Here is a 14,474-nt window from a genome sequence, read left to right as displayed (position 1 = left end):
TGGAGCGGGCCGGACTGGAGCGGGCCGGACTGGAGCGGGCCGGGGCGGGCCCCCGGGCCTGCCCGACCGGTCCACGGTGGTTCGCCGGAGCGGTCCGAGCGGTCCGCCGGGGCGAACCGCCGCCGGGCCCGCCGGGGCGACCGTGGCCCGGCCCCTCAGGTGCGCTCCGCGTCTCCCCGGCCGGGCTCGCGGCACAGGATCTCCCCGTGCAGCACGGCGAACCAGCCCTCGGGCCGTTCCCCCCACCGCCGCCACGCGGCCGAGACGGCCCGCAGTTCCGTGTCCGTCGCGTGGCCGCCGGACGTGGCCCGGCCGGCGTACGCCGAGGCCACCGTGCGCTCCGCCCACAGGCCGCTCCACCACCGCCGTTCCTCCGGCGTGGCGAAGGTCCACGTGGCGGAGGTCGCCGTGACGTCGGTGAAGCCCGCCTCCAGCGCCCAGGCCCGCAGACGTCGCCCGGCGTCCGGCTCGCCCCCGTTGGCGCGGGCCACCCGGCGGTAGAGGCCGAGCCAGTCGTCCAGGCCGGGGATCTCCGGATACCAGGTCATGGCGCCGTAGTCGGCGTCGCGGACGGCGACCAGTCCGCCCGGCCGGACCACGCGGCGCATCTCGCGCAGCGCCGCCACCGGGTCGCCGACGTGCTGGAGCACCTGGTGGGCGTGGACCACGTCGAAGGAGTCGTCCGGGAAGCTCAGGGCGTGCACGTCCCCGGCCGTGAAGTCGACGTGCCCGAGGCCCCGTTCGGCGGCGCCGGCGCGTGCCCGCTCCAGGATGGCCGGCTCCCGGTCCACGCCCGTGACGCGGCCGTCCGGTACCAGTTCGGCCAGGTCGGCGGTGATGGTGCCCGGTCCGCAGCCGACGTCCAGGACCCTCATGTCCGGGCGCAGCGAACCGAGCAGGTAGGCGGCGGAGTTGGCGGCGGTGCGCCAGGTGTGCGACCGCAGCACCGACTCGTGGTGCCCGTGCGTGTAGACGGCGGTCTCCCGCGGTGTCGGCATGGTGGAACCCCTCTCCCGGCGACTGGGCGCACCGGCGCGCGGGGGTCTCGCCGGCCCCCGCCCGGCGCCGGGACCACCGTACGCCCGCCGGCCGTATGGTGAGACCGGCGTGTCATCATGCGGACGGCCGGGGTGTGGCGGCGCAGGGGCGGGCGCCGGAGAGCGGGCGGTAGACGGTGAGCGCCTCCGGCAGCTTCTCCAGCGTGAGGTCGCCCCGGGTCTCGGTCAGCTCCCCGTCGTACGCCAGCAGCGTGCCCGGCGCGACCCCGGTCAGCCGCAGCCGCGTCACGCGCACCGCCGCGTGCGCGGGGGAGCGGGTCAGCGGACCGGCGAGGGCCGCCGACAGCAGGCGCAGCGCCGGCCGCCGCCCGCCGTGCACCACCCGCACGTCCAGCCGCCCGTCCGCCAGGTCCAGCCGCCGCCCCGGCGCCAGGCCCCTGCGGTGGTAGGTGCCGTTGCCCGCGAACAGCATCCACAGCGGGCGCCGCCGCCCGGACACCCGGGCCTCCAGCGGATGCCGGTCCGCGCGCAGCACCCGTACCGCGGCGAGCACCCCGGCCGGCCAGCCGCCGATCCGGTGCGACCGGCGCTCCCGCTCGCGCACCAGTTCCGGGTAGACGCCGAGGCTGAAGGTGTTGAGGAAGATCCCGGTCCGCCCGCCCGAGGCGAACCGGCCCACGTCCACCCGGACCCCCTCGCCCCGTTCCAGCGCCCGGCACAGGTCCCGGACGTCCTCCACGCCCAGGTCGTAGGCGAAGTGGTTGAGCGTGCCGCCCGGCAGCACCGCCAGCGGCAGCCCGTGCCGCAGCGCGACCTCGGCGGCGGCGTTGACCGTGCCGTCGCCCCCGCACACCCCGAGCACCCTCGCCCGGTCCGCCGCCCGCTCCAGTTCGGCCGCCACCTCGCCCGGTTCGCACTCCACGACCTCCGCCAGGGGCAGTTCCTCGCACAGCGCCCGCACCCGGTCGGCGGTGCCCGAACCGACGTTGGCCACCATCACCAGCCCGTCGCCGCCCGACAGCGCCGGCACCCGTGCCCGCGGCCGGGCCGGCGGCAGGAGCTGGGCCCGCGTCGGCACCATGCCCCGCACCGCGAACGCCGCGACCGTGCCGAGGGCCGCGCCCGCCACCACGTCGCCCGGGAAGTGCACGCCGGTGTAGATCCGGGAGACCGCGACGGCGGCGGCCAGCGGTGCCACCGCCGCTCCCCACGCCGGGGACTCCAGCGCAACCCCCACGGCGAACGCGGCGGCCGACGCGGCGTGCCCCGACGGGAACGACGTGGTGATCGGCTGCCGGCGCAGCCGCCGCACCAGCGGCACCGGGTCCAGGGCGGGCCGCGGGCGGCGCACCGTGCGCTTGCCGAGGGTGTTGATCGCCAGGGAGGCCACGCCGAGGGAGGCCAGACCCCGGGTGGCGGCCCGGCGGGCCCGGGGGGTACGGGAGGCGGCCAGCGCCGCCGCCGCGGCGCACCACAGCACGCCGTGGTTCGCGGCGCGGCTCAGGGCGGGCAGCAGCGGATCGGCGCCGGGCCAGCGCCGGGCGGCGACGGCCTCGAACACGCGCCGGTCCAGCCGCAGGAGGGCGGTGCGCAGCGGGCGCGGGCCGGTAACCGGGATGGTGAGGTCTACGTCGGGGCTCATGGACCCCGTTTACCCCGAGGGCGCCGATTCCTGCGGGCCCGGTCCCGCCGCCGGGCACCGGCCGGTGGGGCGGGGCGGAAATCGGTTTGCGGCGAGCGGTGCCGGGCCCACAGAATCCGGTCCCATGGGTCATCTCGAAGCCGCGCACCTCGAACACCACCTCCCCGACGGCAGGCCGCTCCTCGGCGACGTCTCCTTCCGGGTGGGGGAGGGCACCGTCGCGGCCCTCGTGGGGCCCAACGGCGCCGGCAAGACGACCCTGCTGCGCCTGCTCGCCGGTGAGCTGACCCCGCACGGCGGCAGCGTCACCGTGGGCGGCTCCCTCGGCGTGATGCGGCAGTTCGTGGGCTCCGTCCGCGACGAGACGACCGTCCGCGACCTGCTGGTCTCCGTCGCCCCGCCGCGCATCCGCGAGGCCGCCCGCGCCGTCGACACCGCCGAACACGCGATCATGACCGTCGACGACGAGGCCGCCCAGCTCGCCTACGCCCAGGCCCTCGCCGACTGGGCCGAGGCCCGCGGCTACGAGGCCGAGACCCTGTGGGACATCTGCACCACCGCCGCCCTCGGCGTCCCCTACGAACGGGCCCAGTGGCGGCAGGTCGACACCCTCTCCGGTGGTGAGCAGAAACGCCTCGTCCTGGAGGCCCTGCTGCGCGGCACCGACGACGTGCTGCTCCTCGACGAACCGGACAACTACCTCGACGTGCCCGGCAAGCGCTGGCTGGAGGAGCGGCTCGCCGAGACCCGCAAGACCGTCCTGTTCGTCTCCCACGACCGCGAACTGCTCGCCCGCGCCGCCGACCGGATCGTCTCCCTCGAACCAGGACCGGCGGGCGCCGACGCCTGGGTGCACGGGGGCGGCTTCGCCACCTTCCACGAGGCCCGCCGCGAACGCTTCGCCCGCTTCGAGGAACTGCGCCGCCGCTGGGACGAGAAGCACGCCCAGTTGAAGAAGCTGGTCCTGACGCTGCGTCAGGCCGCCGCGATCAGCCACGAGATGGCCTCCCGGTACGCGGCGGCCCAGACCCGGCTGCGCAAGTTCGAGGAGGCCGGACCGCCGCCCGAGCCGCCCCGCGAGCAGGACATCCGCATGCGCCTGAAGGGCGGACGCACCGGCGTGCGCGCCCTCACCTGCGAGGCCCTGGAACTGACCGGCCTGATGAACCCCTTCGACCTGGAGGTCTTCTACGGCGAACGCGTCGCCGTCCTCGGCTCCAACGGCTCCGGCAAGTCCCACTTCCTGCGGCTCCTCGCCGGCCAGGACGTGGCCCACACCGGGCGCTGGAAGCTCGGCGCGCGCGTCGTCCCCGGGCACTTCGCGCAGACCCACGCCCACCCCGAACTCCTCGGCCGCACGCTCCTGGACATCCTCTGGACGGAGCACTCCCAGGACCGGGGCGCCGCCATGTCCCGGCTGCGCCGCTACGAGCTGACCCGGCAGGCCGAGCAGACCTTCGACCGGCTCTCCGGCGGCCAGCAGGCCCGCTTCCAGATCCTGCTCCTCGAACTCCAGGGCGTGACCGCCCTGTTGCTCGACGAGCCGACCGACAACCTGGACCTGGAATCGGCCGAGGCGCTCCAGGAGGGCCTGGAGGGCTTCGAGGGGACGGTGCTCGCGGTCACCCACGACCGGTGGTTCGCCCGCTCCTTCGACCGCTACCTCGTCTTCGGCGGCGACGGCCGGGTACGGGAGACCAGCGGACCGGTGTGGGACGAACGCCGTGTGGAACGGGCGCGGTAGAAAGCGGCGGCGGTGGGAGCGGTGGACACGGCGTCGTCCCCCTTCCGGCGCGGCCGTTCCCCTTCCGGGGGACCGTGCGCCTCTGGCGCGGCCGTCCTACTTCCAGCGGAGCAGGGCGCCGAGGCCGCCGACCGGGACGTCGTGCGCCGCCTCGTGCGGCAGCGCGGGCACCACGGAGATCGCCGGTGCGCCCGTCATCACCGCCGAGCGCAGCAGCGCGTCGTCCGCGCGGGCCGACCAGGCGTCCTGTTCGCCGAGCGTCCGCAGCTCCGTACGGCGCACGGCGAGCTGGTCCGGGTCCTCGCCGATCCACACCTCGCGGTGGGTGTCCGGCGCGTCCGGGATGACCAGCAGCTCGTCGATCCGGTGCTCCCGGGCCGCCTCCACCAGCGCCGGCACGCCCTCGGCCGCGCCGGTGCGCCCGTCGTCGTCCGGCGAGCGGGCGGCGAGGAACCGTTCCAGGTCCTCCCGGGCCCGTTCGCGCACGTGGTCGTCGCGCAGCCGCTCCACCTCCTCGTCGAGCAGCCGGCTGCCGCTGCCCCGCCGGGTCTCCACGATCCGGTCCTGGAGCCGCTTGGGCAGCCGCTCGTGCACGGAGCGCCGCTCCCGGTCGTCGCCCACCAGGATCAGCAGGTCGGCGCCGGTCTCCTCCTGGCAGGCGGCGAGCGCGTCGGCGACCTCGGCGGCGTTGTGCTCCCAGGTGTTCTCCACCTTGAGCTGGAAGTGCCGCTCGGACCAGTCGACGGTGCTGGTGCGGTGCAGCGGCCACTGCCGGCCGCTCACCCCGCCCGCGTCCCGGCTGCCCAGCGCGCTGCGCAGTTCGAAGTCGGCGCCCCGGCGGTCCACGTAGGCCACCACGCACAGCGGGTCCTCGCCGGCCAGCTCCAGCAGCGGGGCCACGTGCGGCAGCGGCGCCCAGCGCGCCGCGTCCCCGGCGCGCGGGGGGCGGGCCAGCGGCGGGTCGAGGATGACCTGACCGGCCCGCGCGAACAGTGCCCGTCCGTGCGGGTCGGTGGCGTGGCGCAGCTCCGTCAGCGCCTCCCGCACGGCGTCGCAGGTCGCGTCGTCCGCCCCCTGCGACGCCAGTTCGCGGGCGAGCGCGGCGGCCGTCAGCTCCCGCTCGTGCGGGGTGTCCTCCGTGTGCCGGGACAGATCGGCGTAGACGGAGGCCCAGGGCCCCGGATGTTCGTAGAGCGGGTGCAGAAACGCGAGATCCATGGCTCCCTCCCGGGTGCCGCTCGGGGGTGGCAGTGCTGCGGGGCGGGTACCCGGGCCGCATGAACGAACACGACACGCGGGACGACACCATGACCGGAGTGGACCCGGGGCGCCTGGACGACCAGCAGCTCATGAAGGAGCTGGAGAACATCCACCGCACGCGCCACGACACGCTGCTGTACGGGTCGGACGACGCGCTGCGGACCCACAACGCGCGCATGGCCCAGTTGGAGGGCGAGTGGCTGCGCCGCAATCCGCGCCGCCCGGTCGCCGCGGGCCGCACCCGCGAGGGCGCCCGCGAGCGCCGCTCCGGAGAGAGCGCCGCCCCCGCCGCCGGCTGACCGGCCGGCGGCGGGGGCGGGGACGCGCGGTCCGGGCCGGACGTGCGGTCCGGACCGGACCCGAGCCTGAGACGGGGGCCTCAGACGTGGGCCTGGGTCTTGGCGAACTCCGCGAGGAAGGTCGCGCAGAACGCGTCGAGATCGTCCGGCTTGCGGCTGGTGACGAGGACGTTCGGCCCGTGGTCGCAGACCTTGACCCGTTCGTCCACCCAGGTGGCGCCCGCGTTGCGCAGGTCGGTGCGCAGGCTCGGCCAGGACGTCATCTCCCGGCCGCGGACGACGTCCGCCTCGATCAGCGTCCAGGGGGCGTGACAGATCGCGGCCACCGGACGGCCCCGGTCGAAGAACCCCTTCACGAACGACACCGCCGACGCGTCGGTGCGCAGGAAGTCCGGGTTCGCGACGCCGCCGGGCAGCACCAGCGCGCCGAACGCGTCGGCGGAGGTCTGCCCGGCCACCTCGTCCACGGGGAAGGTGTCCGCCTTGTCGAGGTGGTCGAAGGCCTGGATCTCGCCGGAGCGGGTGGAGACGAGCACGGGTTCGTGCCCCGCGTCCCTCGCCGCCTGCCACGGCTCGGTCAGTTCGACCTGCTCCACGCCCTCGGGCGCGGTCAGAAAAGCGATGCGCATGGGGTTCGTCATCCTTTCGTGGCATGTTGTGGGCATGTCGTGCGTCGTGTGGTTCTCGGGGGGCCGGCGCCCTTCCCGGTGAGGCCGCGGCGTGTCGTGGGTGCGTACCGGCGTGTCGGGGCGCTCCGAGGCGCCGCCTCGGCACGTCCGGGCGTGTCACGGCGCGCCGCCCGCGCGGGGGTCCCGCCCGCCACCGCGCTGCTCACGGCCGTCTACGCGGCGCCGGGCGCGGGAGGTCCGGACCGGCCGCTCTCGGTCAGGGCCAGGGCCAGTTCCTGCACGTTGTCGTAGCGGGCCTTGTGCGGCAGCCGCCGCAGGCCCTCGACGAGGGCGTCGGGCGCGTTGCCCCGGCGCAGGGCGCGGCCCAGTTCCCGCGGGCCCGCGGGAAAGGTGCCGCGGGTCAGGTTCCGGGCCAGTTCGAGCCGGAGCGCCTCCAGGTACGAGGGTCCGCGACCCGGCGTCACGGGACCGTACACGACGTCGGGATCGTCCTCGGCGGCCGGCTCCGGGTCGTTCCACTCCTCGGTGCGCGTCGGGTGCCCGGACCGGAGCAGGCCCTGCAGTTCGTGCTTCATCTCGTCGTCGCGGTGGACGCTCAACCGGTCACTGCCTCGCTGCATGTCTCCCTCCACATCCTCAGGGGTGCCGACCGCGTACCCGGCCACCGCGGCCCGACACGGATTCCCCCGGATGGGCACGCTCCGTTTTCCGGAAGCTGTCCTGTCTGTTCGAGTAGGTGGCGGTTTGTCCGGGTCTGTTGGGGAACCCGGCCCCCCGTCACCCCCACGCCCACCCTGTCGGGAAGGACGGATCATGGCGGTGCTCGCTGTGTTCATCCCGGTCCTCATGCTCGGCGTGGTGCTCGCCCTCGGCCGGTACGAGGACCTGATGCTGCCGCGACCCGACCCCGCGCCCCCCGAGGACCCGCCCCCCGCCCCCGCCGCACCCACGCCCGCCGACCCGGCCGGCACCACCTCCGCGCCACCGGCTCCTCCCTCGGCCGAGCCCGCGCCCCCCGCCGCGCCGACCGCCTCCCGGGTCGCCACCCCCGCGTCCGCCCCGTCCGCCGCCGCGCACCCCGCGCCGGCCGACCTGCCCGCGGGCCGCTGACCCGGAGCCCCGCGCCCGTACGGGCCCGACAGACCCCAGGGCCGCCGCTCCCCGGCGACACGGCGCCCGCCGCGAGCGATCGGCAGCGCCGGCGGAGGTTTGGCGTCCGCTTGAGCGGGCAGGGGCAACGCCAGTGCTTCGGACAGGAGGCACGTCCGTGGGAGAGGCGCCACGTCGGCCCGGACGCGTCCGTCCCGGACCGGAACGCCCTCCCGCGGTGACCGCCCGAACCGAGGGCCGTGCCGTCGCACCCGCCGGCGCCCGCCCCGCACCCGGCCGGCCGCCGTGCCGCGCGAGGGTGCCGCCCGCGCCGCCCCGGTGTGCGCCGGCCGGCCCGCCCCGAAGGAAGTGGCGAGGCACCATGCAGACCGCAGCGGGCGCGAAGCACCCGCACGACGACGCCCCCGACACCGCCGACGCCTTCCGCCGCCTGGCGGCCCTGCCTCCCGGAGCGGAACGGGACGCGCTCCGCGACCGCGTCGTGGCCGCCTGGCTCCCGATGGCCGAACGGCTCGCCGGACGCTTCCGCGACCGCGGCGAGAGCATCGAGGACCTCCGCCAGGTCGCCGCCCTCGGCCTGGTCAAGGCCGTCGACCGGTACGACCCCGGTCGCGGCAGCGCCTTCGAGAGCTACGCCGTGCCGACCGTCACCGGCGAGATCAAGCGCCACTTCCGCGACCACCTGTGGACCCTGCACGTACCGCGCCGCGCCCAGGAACTGCGCCGGCAGGTCCGCAACGCGCTCCACGACCTCGCCCAGAGCGACGCGGGCCGCCGGCCCACCGTCCCCGAACTGGCCGAGCACACCGGGCTCGGCGAGGACGACGTCCGCGCCGGGCTGGAGGCCCTGGAGAACCTCACCGCCCTCTCCCTGGACGCCGGGCCGCCCGGCACCGAGGACGGCTCCTCGCTCGCCGACGCCCTCGGCGCGCCCGACCCGGCGCTGGACACGGTCGTCGACCGCGAGGCCGTCCGGGACCGGCTGGCCGCCCTGCCGGAGCGCGAACGCGCCATCCTCTACCTGCGCTTCTTCGACGACATGACCCAGAGTCGCATCGCCGAGCGGTTCGGCATCTCCCAGATGCACGTCTCCCGCCTGATCACCCGCTCCTGCCACCGCGTCCGGGACCAGGTCCTCCGCGACCCGGCGGCCTGACGGGCCGTACGCCCGCCACCCGGCCCCGGCCGCCGCACCGCCCGCCCCCGCCCAAACCGCCCCCGGGCCGGATGTCACCCGCTCGGCCGGACGGGTCCCGCCAACGGCGCACGGTGACGGGCGCCGGACGCCGGGGCGGGCTGTGATGGCGTGGGGCGCGAGGACCGCGCCCCACGGCCGTCGCCCGAAGGAGCCCGTCCATGCGCCGCACCGCCGGACCCGCGCGCGGCACCGCCCGCGCCCTCGTCACCACCCTGCTTGCCGGCGCCGCCCTCGGCGTCTTCGCGGGCACCGCGCCGGCGGACACGGGCCCTTCCGCGCACCAGGCCGACGCCGCCGTCCCCGGCCCGGCCGCCACCGACCCGCTGCCCTGCGCACCGGTCCCCGCGATCCCCGACGCCGATCCGCCCGCACCCGGCGAGGACCCCGCCGCCTGGCGCACGCTCCCCGGCGCGGACGGCGCCGCCCCCGCCCGCGCCGGCACCCCCCGCGCCCTCGCCGCCGGCACCGCGGCCGGCCCCGGGGCCGCTGACACCGCCGCGCCCGACCCGGACACCGGCGCCCCGGACGCCCGAGCCTGCGACGCCTACGGACTGCCCGCCGACGACGACGAGAACGACGGCCTCCTCACCCCCGGCGCCCCCGGCCCCGACCGGGCGGCCGACGGCGGTTGCCCGCCCGTACCCGGCGACGACGCCTGGGGCACCGAACCCGAGGACGCCCCCTGGAGCGCCACCTCCACCCTGCCCCAGGGCACCACCCGCCCCACCTGCCCCGCGCACCCCACCCCCGGCGAGCCCTGCGGCACCCCGGAACCGCCCTGCCCCACCGCCCCGCACGGCCAGTCCCACGCCACCCCCGCCCCGCACGGCAGGTCCGGCGGAGCCGCCCCGGACGGCTCCTGTGCCACGGCCGGCCCGGAACACGGCGTCCGCGCCGGACAGGGCGGCGCCTTCGAGGGCTCCGTACCCGCCCTCGCCGCCGGGGGAGTGCTGATCGCGGGCGCGCTCGGCGGCGCCGCGCACCGGCTGCGCCCGCGCCGGGGCGGCGGGGAGCACTGAGCCGGAGCGGGCGCTGTGACCCACGCGAAGCGGAGCGCGGCCATGAGGGCGCGGCACGGTGGGTACCCGGAACACGGCCGGCGCCTCGATCACCACCCCGATCACCGCCGGACGGCGCCGGGTCAGGGCACCACGGACGGTGTGGAGGTACGCATGCGGCGGACGGACCCCGAGGGGCACGGCCCCGTCCGCTACGGTCCGCCGCCCCCCTGCGACGGACTCCCCGTGCTGCCCGAGGCCGCCGCCGTCCTCGCCGCCGCCGCGGGCCGGGGCGAGGACGAGCCCGTCGGCGGCGCCCCCGTGCTCCTCGACGCGGCCCACGGCTACTGGGAACGGCGCGGGCTGCCCGCCGGGACCGGCCGCGTCGCCGCCGCGCCCGGCGCCAACGCCCTGCTCGTCGCGCTGACCGCCGCGCTCGGCGGCGACGTCCTGGTGCCCCGCCCCTGCGCCGCCTGGTGGGCCCCGTACGCGCGGCTGCTGGGCCGGCCCGTCTTCCACGTGCCGACGCCGGCCGAGTCCGGGGGCCTCCCCGACCCCTTCGCCCTCCTGGAGACCGTGCGCCGCGTCCGCGCCGAGGGCGGCGACCCCCGTCTGCTGGTCCTCTCGGTGGCCGACGACCCCACCGGCACCGTCGCCCCGCCCGACCTGCTCCACGAGGCCGCCCTCGCCGCCGCGGACGCGGGACTGCACGTGGTCAGCGACGAGACCTGGCGCGACACCCTGCACGACCCGCGCGCCACGGTGCTGCTCAGCCCCACCGAGATGCTCCCCGAGGCGGTCACCGTCGTCACCGACCTGGCCGGCGCGCTGCTCCCCGCCGGCTGGCCCGCCGCCGTCGCCCGCCTCCCCGACACGCCGGGCGGAAGACGGCTGCACGCGCGCGTGCTGGACGTGCTCACCGCGCTCGGCGCCCGCCTCGCCCCGCCCGTCGCCGCCGCGGCCGGGTACGTCCTCGCCGAACCCGAGGCGGTGACCGCCCGCCGGTCCGCCGCCGTACGCCTGCACGCGCGCCTCGCCGCCGCCCTGCACACCGCGGTCACCGGCGCGGGCGCCACCGCCCGGCCCCCGCAGGCCGGCCGCCAGCTCTACGCCGACCTCGCCCCGCTGCGCGACGCGCTCGCCGCCCGGGGCGTCGGCGACGCGCAGGAACTGGAGGACCACCTCACCGCACGGCTGGGCATGCCCGCCCCGGGCGGCCACCGCTTCGGCGACGACCTGCCGGCCCTGCGCGTGCGCCTGTCCACCGGACCGCTCACCGGCGCCACCGACGCGCTGCGCGCCCGGTGCCTCACCGCGCCCGACCCCCTGGAACTGCCCCACGTGCACGACGCGTTGACCGCCGTGCAGTCGGTCTTCGACGATCTCCGCGACGCTCGGCGATGGGAGCCCCTCCGATGACGCAGCAGTCCCGGCCGGCCCCGAGCGGTGCCCTGCCCGCCCCCGAGGGCGCGGCCGGCCCCCCCGCCCCCTTTCCGCCGCTCGCCGAGCCCCGGCCGCCGGCCGAACGCCGGGTGTGGCCCCGGGCCTTCCACGACCGGCTCACCGCGCCGCTGCCGGGACTGCGGGCCTTCGCCCGGTTCGCCCGCGAGGGCGCGGTCAGACCCGGCGCCGAAGGGCTCGCCGACATCCCCCGGCTGCCGTACGAACCCGGGCCGCTGCCCCGCGTCGGCACCCGCGCCCTCGCCGTCACCTGGGCCGGGCACGCGAGCTGGGTGGTGCGCATAGGCGGGCTCACCGTGCTCACCGACCCCGTGTGGTCCCGGCGTATCCTCGGCACCCCCGCCCGCGTCACCCCCGTCGGCGTCGCCTGGCAGGCCCTGCCGCGCGTCGACGCCGTCGTCATCAGCCACAACCACTACGACCACCTGGACGCGCCCACCCTGCGCCGGCTGCCCCGCGACACGCCGGTGTTCGCGCCGGCCGGACTCGGCCGCTGGTTCCGCCGCCGCCGCTTCACCCGCGTCACCGAGCTGGACTGGTGGGAGGCGGCGGCGCTCGGCGGGGTCCGGTTCGACTTCGTGCCCGCCCACCACTGGTCCAAGCGCGGCCTCACCGACACCTGCCGCACCCTGTGGGGCGGCTGGGTCCTCACCGCGCCCGACGGCCACCGCGTCTACTTCGCCGGCGACACCGGGTACGGCCACTGGTTCGGGCGCATCGGCCGCCGCTACCCCGGCATCGACCTCGCGCTCCTGCCCATCGGCGCCTACGACCCCCGCTGGTGGCTGCGCGACGTGCACTGCGACCCGGAGGAGGCGGTCCGCGCCGCCCGGGACGTCGGGGCCCGCCGGATGGCACCGATGCACTGGGGCACGTTCGTCCTCTCCGCGGAACCGGTCCTGGAACCGCTCGTGCGCGTGCGGGCCGCCTGGGAGGCAGCCGGGCTGCCCCGCGAGGACCTGTGGGACCTCCCCATCGGCGCCTCCCGCGTACTCAAGTAGCGCGCGCCCGCGCCCCGGGGCCCCCGCACCACCCCCGGTGCCCTCGCGCCCCCACACCACCCTCGCTGTCCCGCCCCAGGAGCCGAGGCCGCGCGCCCGGCCGTCCCGTGCCGGCCCCGGCGGTCGGGCCCGCGGCGGCCTACGACGCCTTCGCCGGCTTCCGCAGCCGCCGCCACACACCCGGCGCCGCGCCGACCACCACGGCCAGCCCGACCGCCGCGGCCACCCCCTCCCAGGGCTTCCCGAACAGCGACCCGCTCAGAATGCCGATGAGCTGGTACGTCACCGCCCACGCCAGGCACGCCGGGAGGTTCCCCCGGGCGAAGCGCCGCAGCGGCCACCCGGCCAGCAGGCACGCCAGCATCACCGGGATCCGCCCTCCCGGCACCAGCCGGGAGAGCACCAGCACGCCCACCCCGTGCGCGGCGAGCTTCTCCCGCGCCTGCGCCAGCCGGTCCTCCGGCGCCCGCGCCCGTATCGCCTCCAGCCAGCGCGAGCCGTTCCGCGAGCCGACCCCGCGCCGCCCCAGCCAGTACAGCGCCAGGTCCCCGAGGAAGGCGGCCAGCGACGCCGTCACGAAGACCACCGCCAGCGCGAAGGGCGCCGTCTGGTGCACTGCCACCACCGCCGCCGAACTGACCAGCGCGCCCGTGGGCACCACGGGCACCAGCGCGCCGATCAGCACCAGCAGGAACAGCGAGGGATAGCCGAGGGCCTGCTGGGTCGGTTCGGGCGGGATGCTCGCGGGCACGCCCAGCCAGCTCACCGCGGGACCTCCACCCGTGTGCTCTCGCCGTGCCCCAGCCGGTGCACCGCCACACCCGGCGCGCGCCGCGCCGACAGGCGCACGAACTCGTCACCCGGCGTATGGAACTCGTGGGGGCGCACGGCGTCGAGACCGATGGGCCAGAACGTGCCGTAGTGCACCGGGACCGCGCTGCGCGGCGCCAGCCGCGCCACCGCCTCGGCAGCCCGGCCCGCGTCCAGGTGGCCCTGGCCGAGGTACGGGCCCCAGCCGCCCACCGGCAACAGCGCCGCGTCGACCGGCCCGACCTCCTCCTCCATGCCCTCGAAGAGACCGGTGTCCCCCGCGAAGTACGTGCGCGCCTCGCCCTCGATCACATAGCCGAGCGCGGGCGCGCGATGCCGCCCGAGCGGCAGCCGCCGCCCGTCATGCCGGGCCGGCACGGCACGTACCCGCAGGTCACCGATGGTGTCCTCGTCGCCCGGCGCCATCTCGCGCAGGTGCAGATGACCGAGCCGGCGCAGCCCCGGCACCGCCTGCGGCGCGCCCCGGGGCACGAGGAGGCGCGTGCCCGGCGCGAGCAGCGCCAGCGACGGCACGTGCAGATGGTCGGCGTGCAGGTGCGACACGACCGCCACATCGGCCCGCCGGGCCTCCGCCGGCGGTACCTCGCCGCGTCTGCGTCGCAGGTGGGCCAGCCTGCGGGCGAAGAGGGGATCGGTGATCACACGTGTGTCCGAGTCCTCTACCGTGCAGGTGGCGTGACCCCACCAGGTGACCTCCACCGGCACCCCGTTGCCTCCTTCGCGCGACTCCCCGAAGCGTACGTCCAGGAGTAGGGTCGGCGGCGAAACGGGAGGTGAAGGGGGACCATGAGCCCGCTGCGGGTGACGGCGATCGCGAGTCTGACACCGCTGGAGCGGCTGGAGGACGACCCCTTCCTGGTCGATTCCCGCAGCCAGCACGCCATGTGCGCGCGCTGGGCCGCCGAACGCGGCCTGGCCGTCGCCCGCGAGCTGCTGGTCTGCTCGCTGCGCATCGACCACGACGCGCTGTGGGACGGCGTCCGGCCCGGCCGTGACCTGTTCGTGGCGCCGAGCCTGCGCGTCCTGGAGTGCGCGCTCTCCTCGGTGGCGGAGTTCACCGCCGAGTGCGCGCGGCGCGGGGTCCGCGTCGAGACCGTCGGCCGCGCGGAACCGGCCTACGACGCCCGGATGAAGGCGTGCGTGCACCGCAGGCTGTCCATGCCGACGGCCGGGTACGACGGCCGCTGACCGGGAGCGCGCGGGTACCGCGGGGCCCGACCGGAGGGGACCGGGCGGGCGGGGGAGGGACCGGACCCAGGGGGACAAACGGGCACACCGGGGCGTTGTGACAGGGTGGTGAGGG

15 protein-coding genes are annotated in these 14,474 nt (G+C 77.2%); 8 read left to right on the top strand and 7 right to left on the bottom strand.

All coding sequences use genetic code 11. The annotated features are described in order from the left end of the window. Positions 1 to 155: 155 nt before the first annotated feature. Together VM636_RS03715 and VM636_RS03710 are read right to left on the bottom strand one after the other, a co-directional pair. The gene (locus VM636_RS03715) at positions 156 to 998 is read right to left on the bottom strand and encodes a class I SAM-dependent methyltransferase (RefSeq protein WP_053914223.1); all 843 of its coding nucleotides are present in this window, start codon (positions 996 to 998) and stop codon (positions 156 to 158) included. Between the two features lie 115 nt (positions 999 to 1,113). Further along, entirely contained in the window at positions 1,114 to 2,640 is a 1,527-nt protein-coding gene (locus VM636_RS03710; protein ID WP_338483242.1) for a phosphatase PAP2 family protein, read from the bottom strand. A gap of 124 nt (positions 2,641 to 2,764) precedes the next feature. Between VM636_RS03710 and VM636_RS03705 the strand changes: the two genes are divergently transcribed. Further along, positions 2,765 to 4,384 (top strand): ATP-binding cassette domain-containing protein, encoded by a 1,620-nt coding sequence (locus VM636_RS03705; RefSeq protein ID WP_053914221.1) that lies wholly within the window; start codon positions 2,765 to 2,767, stop codon positions 4,382 to 4,384. Positions 4,385 to 4,480: 96 nt separating this feature from the next. Here VM636_RS03705 and VM636_RS03700 read toward each other — a convergent pair whose 3' ends face one another. Beyond that, entirely contained in the window at positions 4,481 to 5,602 is a 1,122-nt protein-coding gene (locus VM636_RS03700; protein ID WP_030418789.1) for a Vms1/Ankzf1 family peptidyl-tRNA hydrolase, read from the bottom strand. A 59-nt stretch (positions 5,603 to 5,661) separates the two neighbouring features. Between VM636_RS03700 and VM636_RS03695 the strand changes: the two genes are divergently transcribed. After that, the gene (locus VM636_RS03695) at positions 5,662 to 5,943 is read left to right on the top strand and encodes a DUF6158 family protein (protein ID WP_030418790.1); all 282 of its coding nucleotides are present in this window, start codon (positions 5,662 to 5,664) and stop codon (positions 5,941 to 5,943) included. An 80-nt stretch (positions 5,944 to 6,023) separates the two neighbouring features. On the opposite strand, the gene VM636_RS03690 is transcribed toward VM636_RS03695, so the two are convergent. After that, positions 6,024 to 6,572 (bottom strand): type 1 glutamine amidotransferase domain-containing protein, encoded by a 549-nt coding sequence (locus tag VM636_RS03690; RefSeq protein WP_030418791.1) that lies wholly within the window; start codon positions 6,570 to 6,572, stop codon positions 6,024 to 6,026. Between the two features lie 212 nt (positions 6,573 to 6,784). Next, entirely contained in the window at positions 6,785 to 7,192 is a 408-nt protein-coding gene (locus VM636_RS03685; protein WP_030418792.1) for a DUF2795 domain-containing protein, read from the bottom strand. 193 nt (positions 7,193 to 7,385) lie between these two features. Between VM636_RS03685 and VM636_RS03680 the strand changes: the two genes are divergently transcribed. The 5 genes from VM636_RS03680 (at position 7,386) to VM636_RS03660 (ending at position 12,340) form a co-directional block, all read left to right on the top strand. Continuing rightward, complete coding sequence (locus VM636_RS03680) at positions 7,386 to 7,682, top strand: hypothetical protein (protein WP_338483235.1); 297 nt, start codon at positions 7,386 to 7,388, stop codon at positions 7,680 to 7,682. Between the two features lie 361 nt (positions 7,683 to 8,043). Beyond that, complete coding sequence (locus tag VM636_RS03675; RefSeq protein WP_030418794.1) at positions 8,044 to 8,838, top strand: SigB/SigF/SigG family RNA polymerase sigma factor; 795 nt, start codon at positions 8,044 to 8,046, stop codon at positions 8,836 to 8,838. 200 nt (positions 8,839 to 9,038) lie between these two features. Continuing rightward, positions 9,039 to 9,899: a hypothetical protein gene (locus tag VM636_RS03670; RefSeq protein WP_338483233.1), complete on the top strand. Its 861-nt coding sequence runs from the start codon at positions 9,039 to 9,041 to the stop codon at positions 9,897 to 9,899. A gap of 153 nt (positions 9,900 to 10,052) precedes the next feature. Beyond that, positions 10,053 to 11,297, top strand: a complete 1,245-nt coding sequence (locus tag VM636_RS03665; RefSeq protein ID WP_338483231.1) for an aminotransferase class I/II-fold pyridoxal phosphate-dependent enzyme — start codon at positions 10,053 to 10,055, stop codon at positions 11,295 to 11,297. After that, positions 11,294 to 12,340 carry an MBL fold metallo-hydrolase gene (locus VM636_RS03660; RefSeq protein WP_030418797.1) on the top strand — a complete coding sequence of 349 codons (1,047 nt, stop codon included), beginning with the start codon at positions 11,294 to 11,296 and terminating at the stop codon, positions 12,338 to 12,340. The genes VM636_RS03665 and VM636_RS03660 overlap by 4 nt, the downstream gene beginning before the upstream one ends. Before the next feature lie 139 nt (positions 12,341 to 12,479). Here VM636_RS03660 and VM636_RS03655 read toward each other — a convergent pair whose 3' ends face one another. Together VM636_RS03655 and VM636_RS03650 are read right to left on the bottom strand one after the other, a co-directional pair. After that, the gene (locus tag VM636_RS03655) at positions 12,480 to 13,106 is read right to left on the bottom strand and encodes a VTT domain-containing protein (RefSeq protein ID WP_030418798.1); all 627 of its coding nucleotides are present in this window, start codon (positions 13,104 to 13,106) and stop codon (positions 12,480 to 12,482) included. Beyond that, a complete protein-coding gene (locus tag VM636_RS03650; RefSeq protein ID WP_030418799.1) occupies positions 13,103 to 13,876 on the bottom strand; it encodes an MBL fold metallo-hydrolase in 774 nt (257 codons plus the stop codon). The genes VM636_RS03655 and VM636_RS03650 overlap by 4 nt, the downstream gene beginning before the upstream one ends. Before the next feature lie 81 nt (positions 13,877 to 13,957). On the opposite strand from VM636_RS03650, the gene VM636_RS03645 reads away from it, so the two are divergent. Next, entirely contained in the window at positions 13,958 to 14,359 is a 402-nt protein-coding gene (locus VM636_RS03645) for a hypothetical protein (RefSeq protein WP_030418800.1), read from the top strand. The last annotated feature ends 115 nt before the right edge of the window (positions 14,360 to 14,474 follow it).

This window comes from Streptomyces sp. SCSIO 75703 (assembly GCF_036607905.1).
Classification (GTDB): Bacteria; Actinomycetota; Actinomycetes; order Streptomycetales; family Streptomycetaceae; genus Streptomyces.
The sequence above is the reverse complement of the archived record's forward strand: the minus strand, read 5'-3'. Positions and strand labels throughout refer to the sequence as shown.

What these genes read in the sequence shown, in the direction of transcription:
- VM636_RS03675 (WP_030418794.1), top strand. Translation starts at nt 8,044, where the DNA reads ATGCAGACCGCAGCGGGCGCGAAGCACCCGCACGACGACGCCCCCGAC.
- VM636_RS03665 (WP_338483231.1), top strand. Translation starts at nt 10,053, where the DNA reads ATGCGGCGGACGGACCCCGAGGGGCACGGCCCCGTCCGCTACGGTCCG.
- VM636_RS03660 (WP_030418797.1), top strand. Translation starts at nt 11,294, where the DNA reads ATGACGCAGCAGTCCCGGCCGGCCCCGAGCGGTGCCCTGCCCGCCCCC.
- VM636_RS03670 (WP_338483233.1), top strand. Translation starts at nt 9,039, where the DNA reads ATGCGCCGCACCGCCGGACCCGCGCGCGGCACCGCCCGCGCCCTCGTC.
- VM636_RS03685 (WP_030418792.1), bottom strand. Translation starts at nt 7,192, where the DNA reads ATGCAGCGAGGCAGTGACCGGTTGAGCGTCCACCGCGACGACGAGATG.
- VM636_RS03680 (WP_338483235.1), top strand. Translation starts at nt 7,386, where the DNA reads ATGGCGGTGCTCGCTGTGTTCATCCCGGTCCTCATGCTCGGCGTGGTG.
- VM636_RS03715 (WP_053914223.1), bottom strand. Translation starts at nt 998, where the DNA reads ATGCCGACACCGCGGGAGACCGCCGTCTACACGCACGGGCACCACGAG.
- VM636_RS03710 (WP_338483242.1), bottom strand. Translation starts at nt 2,640, where the DNA reads ATGAGCCCCGACGTAGACCTCACCATCCCGGTTACCGGCCCGCGCCCG.
- VM636_RS03695 (WP_030418790.1), top strand. Translation starts at nt 5,662, where the DNA reads ATGAACGAACACGACACGCGGGACGACACCATGACCGGAGTGGACCCG.
- VM636_RS03700 (WP_030418789.1), bottom strand. Translation starts at nt 5,602, where the DNA reads ATGGATCTCGCGTTTCTGCACCCGCTCTACGAACATCCGGGGCCCTGG.
- VM636_RS03690 (WP_030418791.1), bottom strand. Translation starts at nt 6,572, where the DNA reads ATGCGCATCGCTTTTCTGACCGCGCCCGAGGGCGTGGAGCAGGTCGAA.
- VM636_RS03645 (WP_030418800.1), top strand. Translation starts at nt 13,958, where the DNA reads ATGAGCCCGCTGCGGGTGACGGCGATCGCGAGTCTGACACCGCTGGAG.
- VM636_RS03705 (WP_053914221.1), top strand. Translation starts at nt 2,765, where the DNA reads ATGGGTCATCTCGAAGCCGCGCACCTCGAACACCACCTCCCCGACGGC.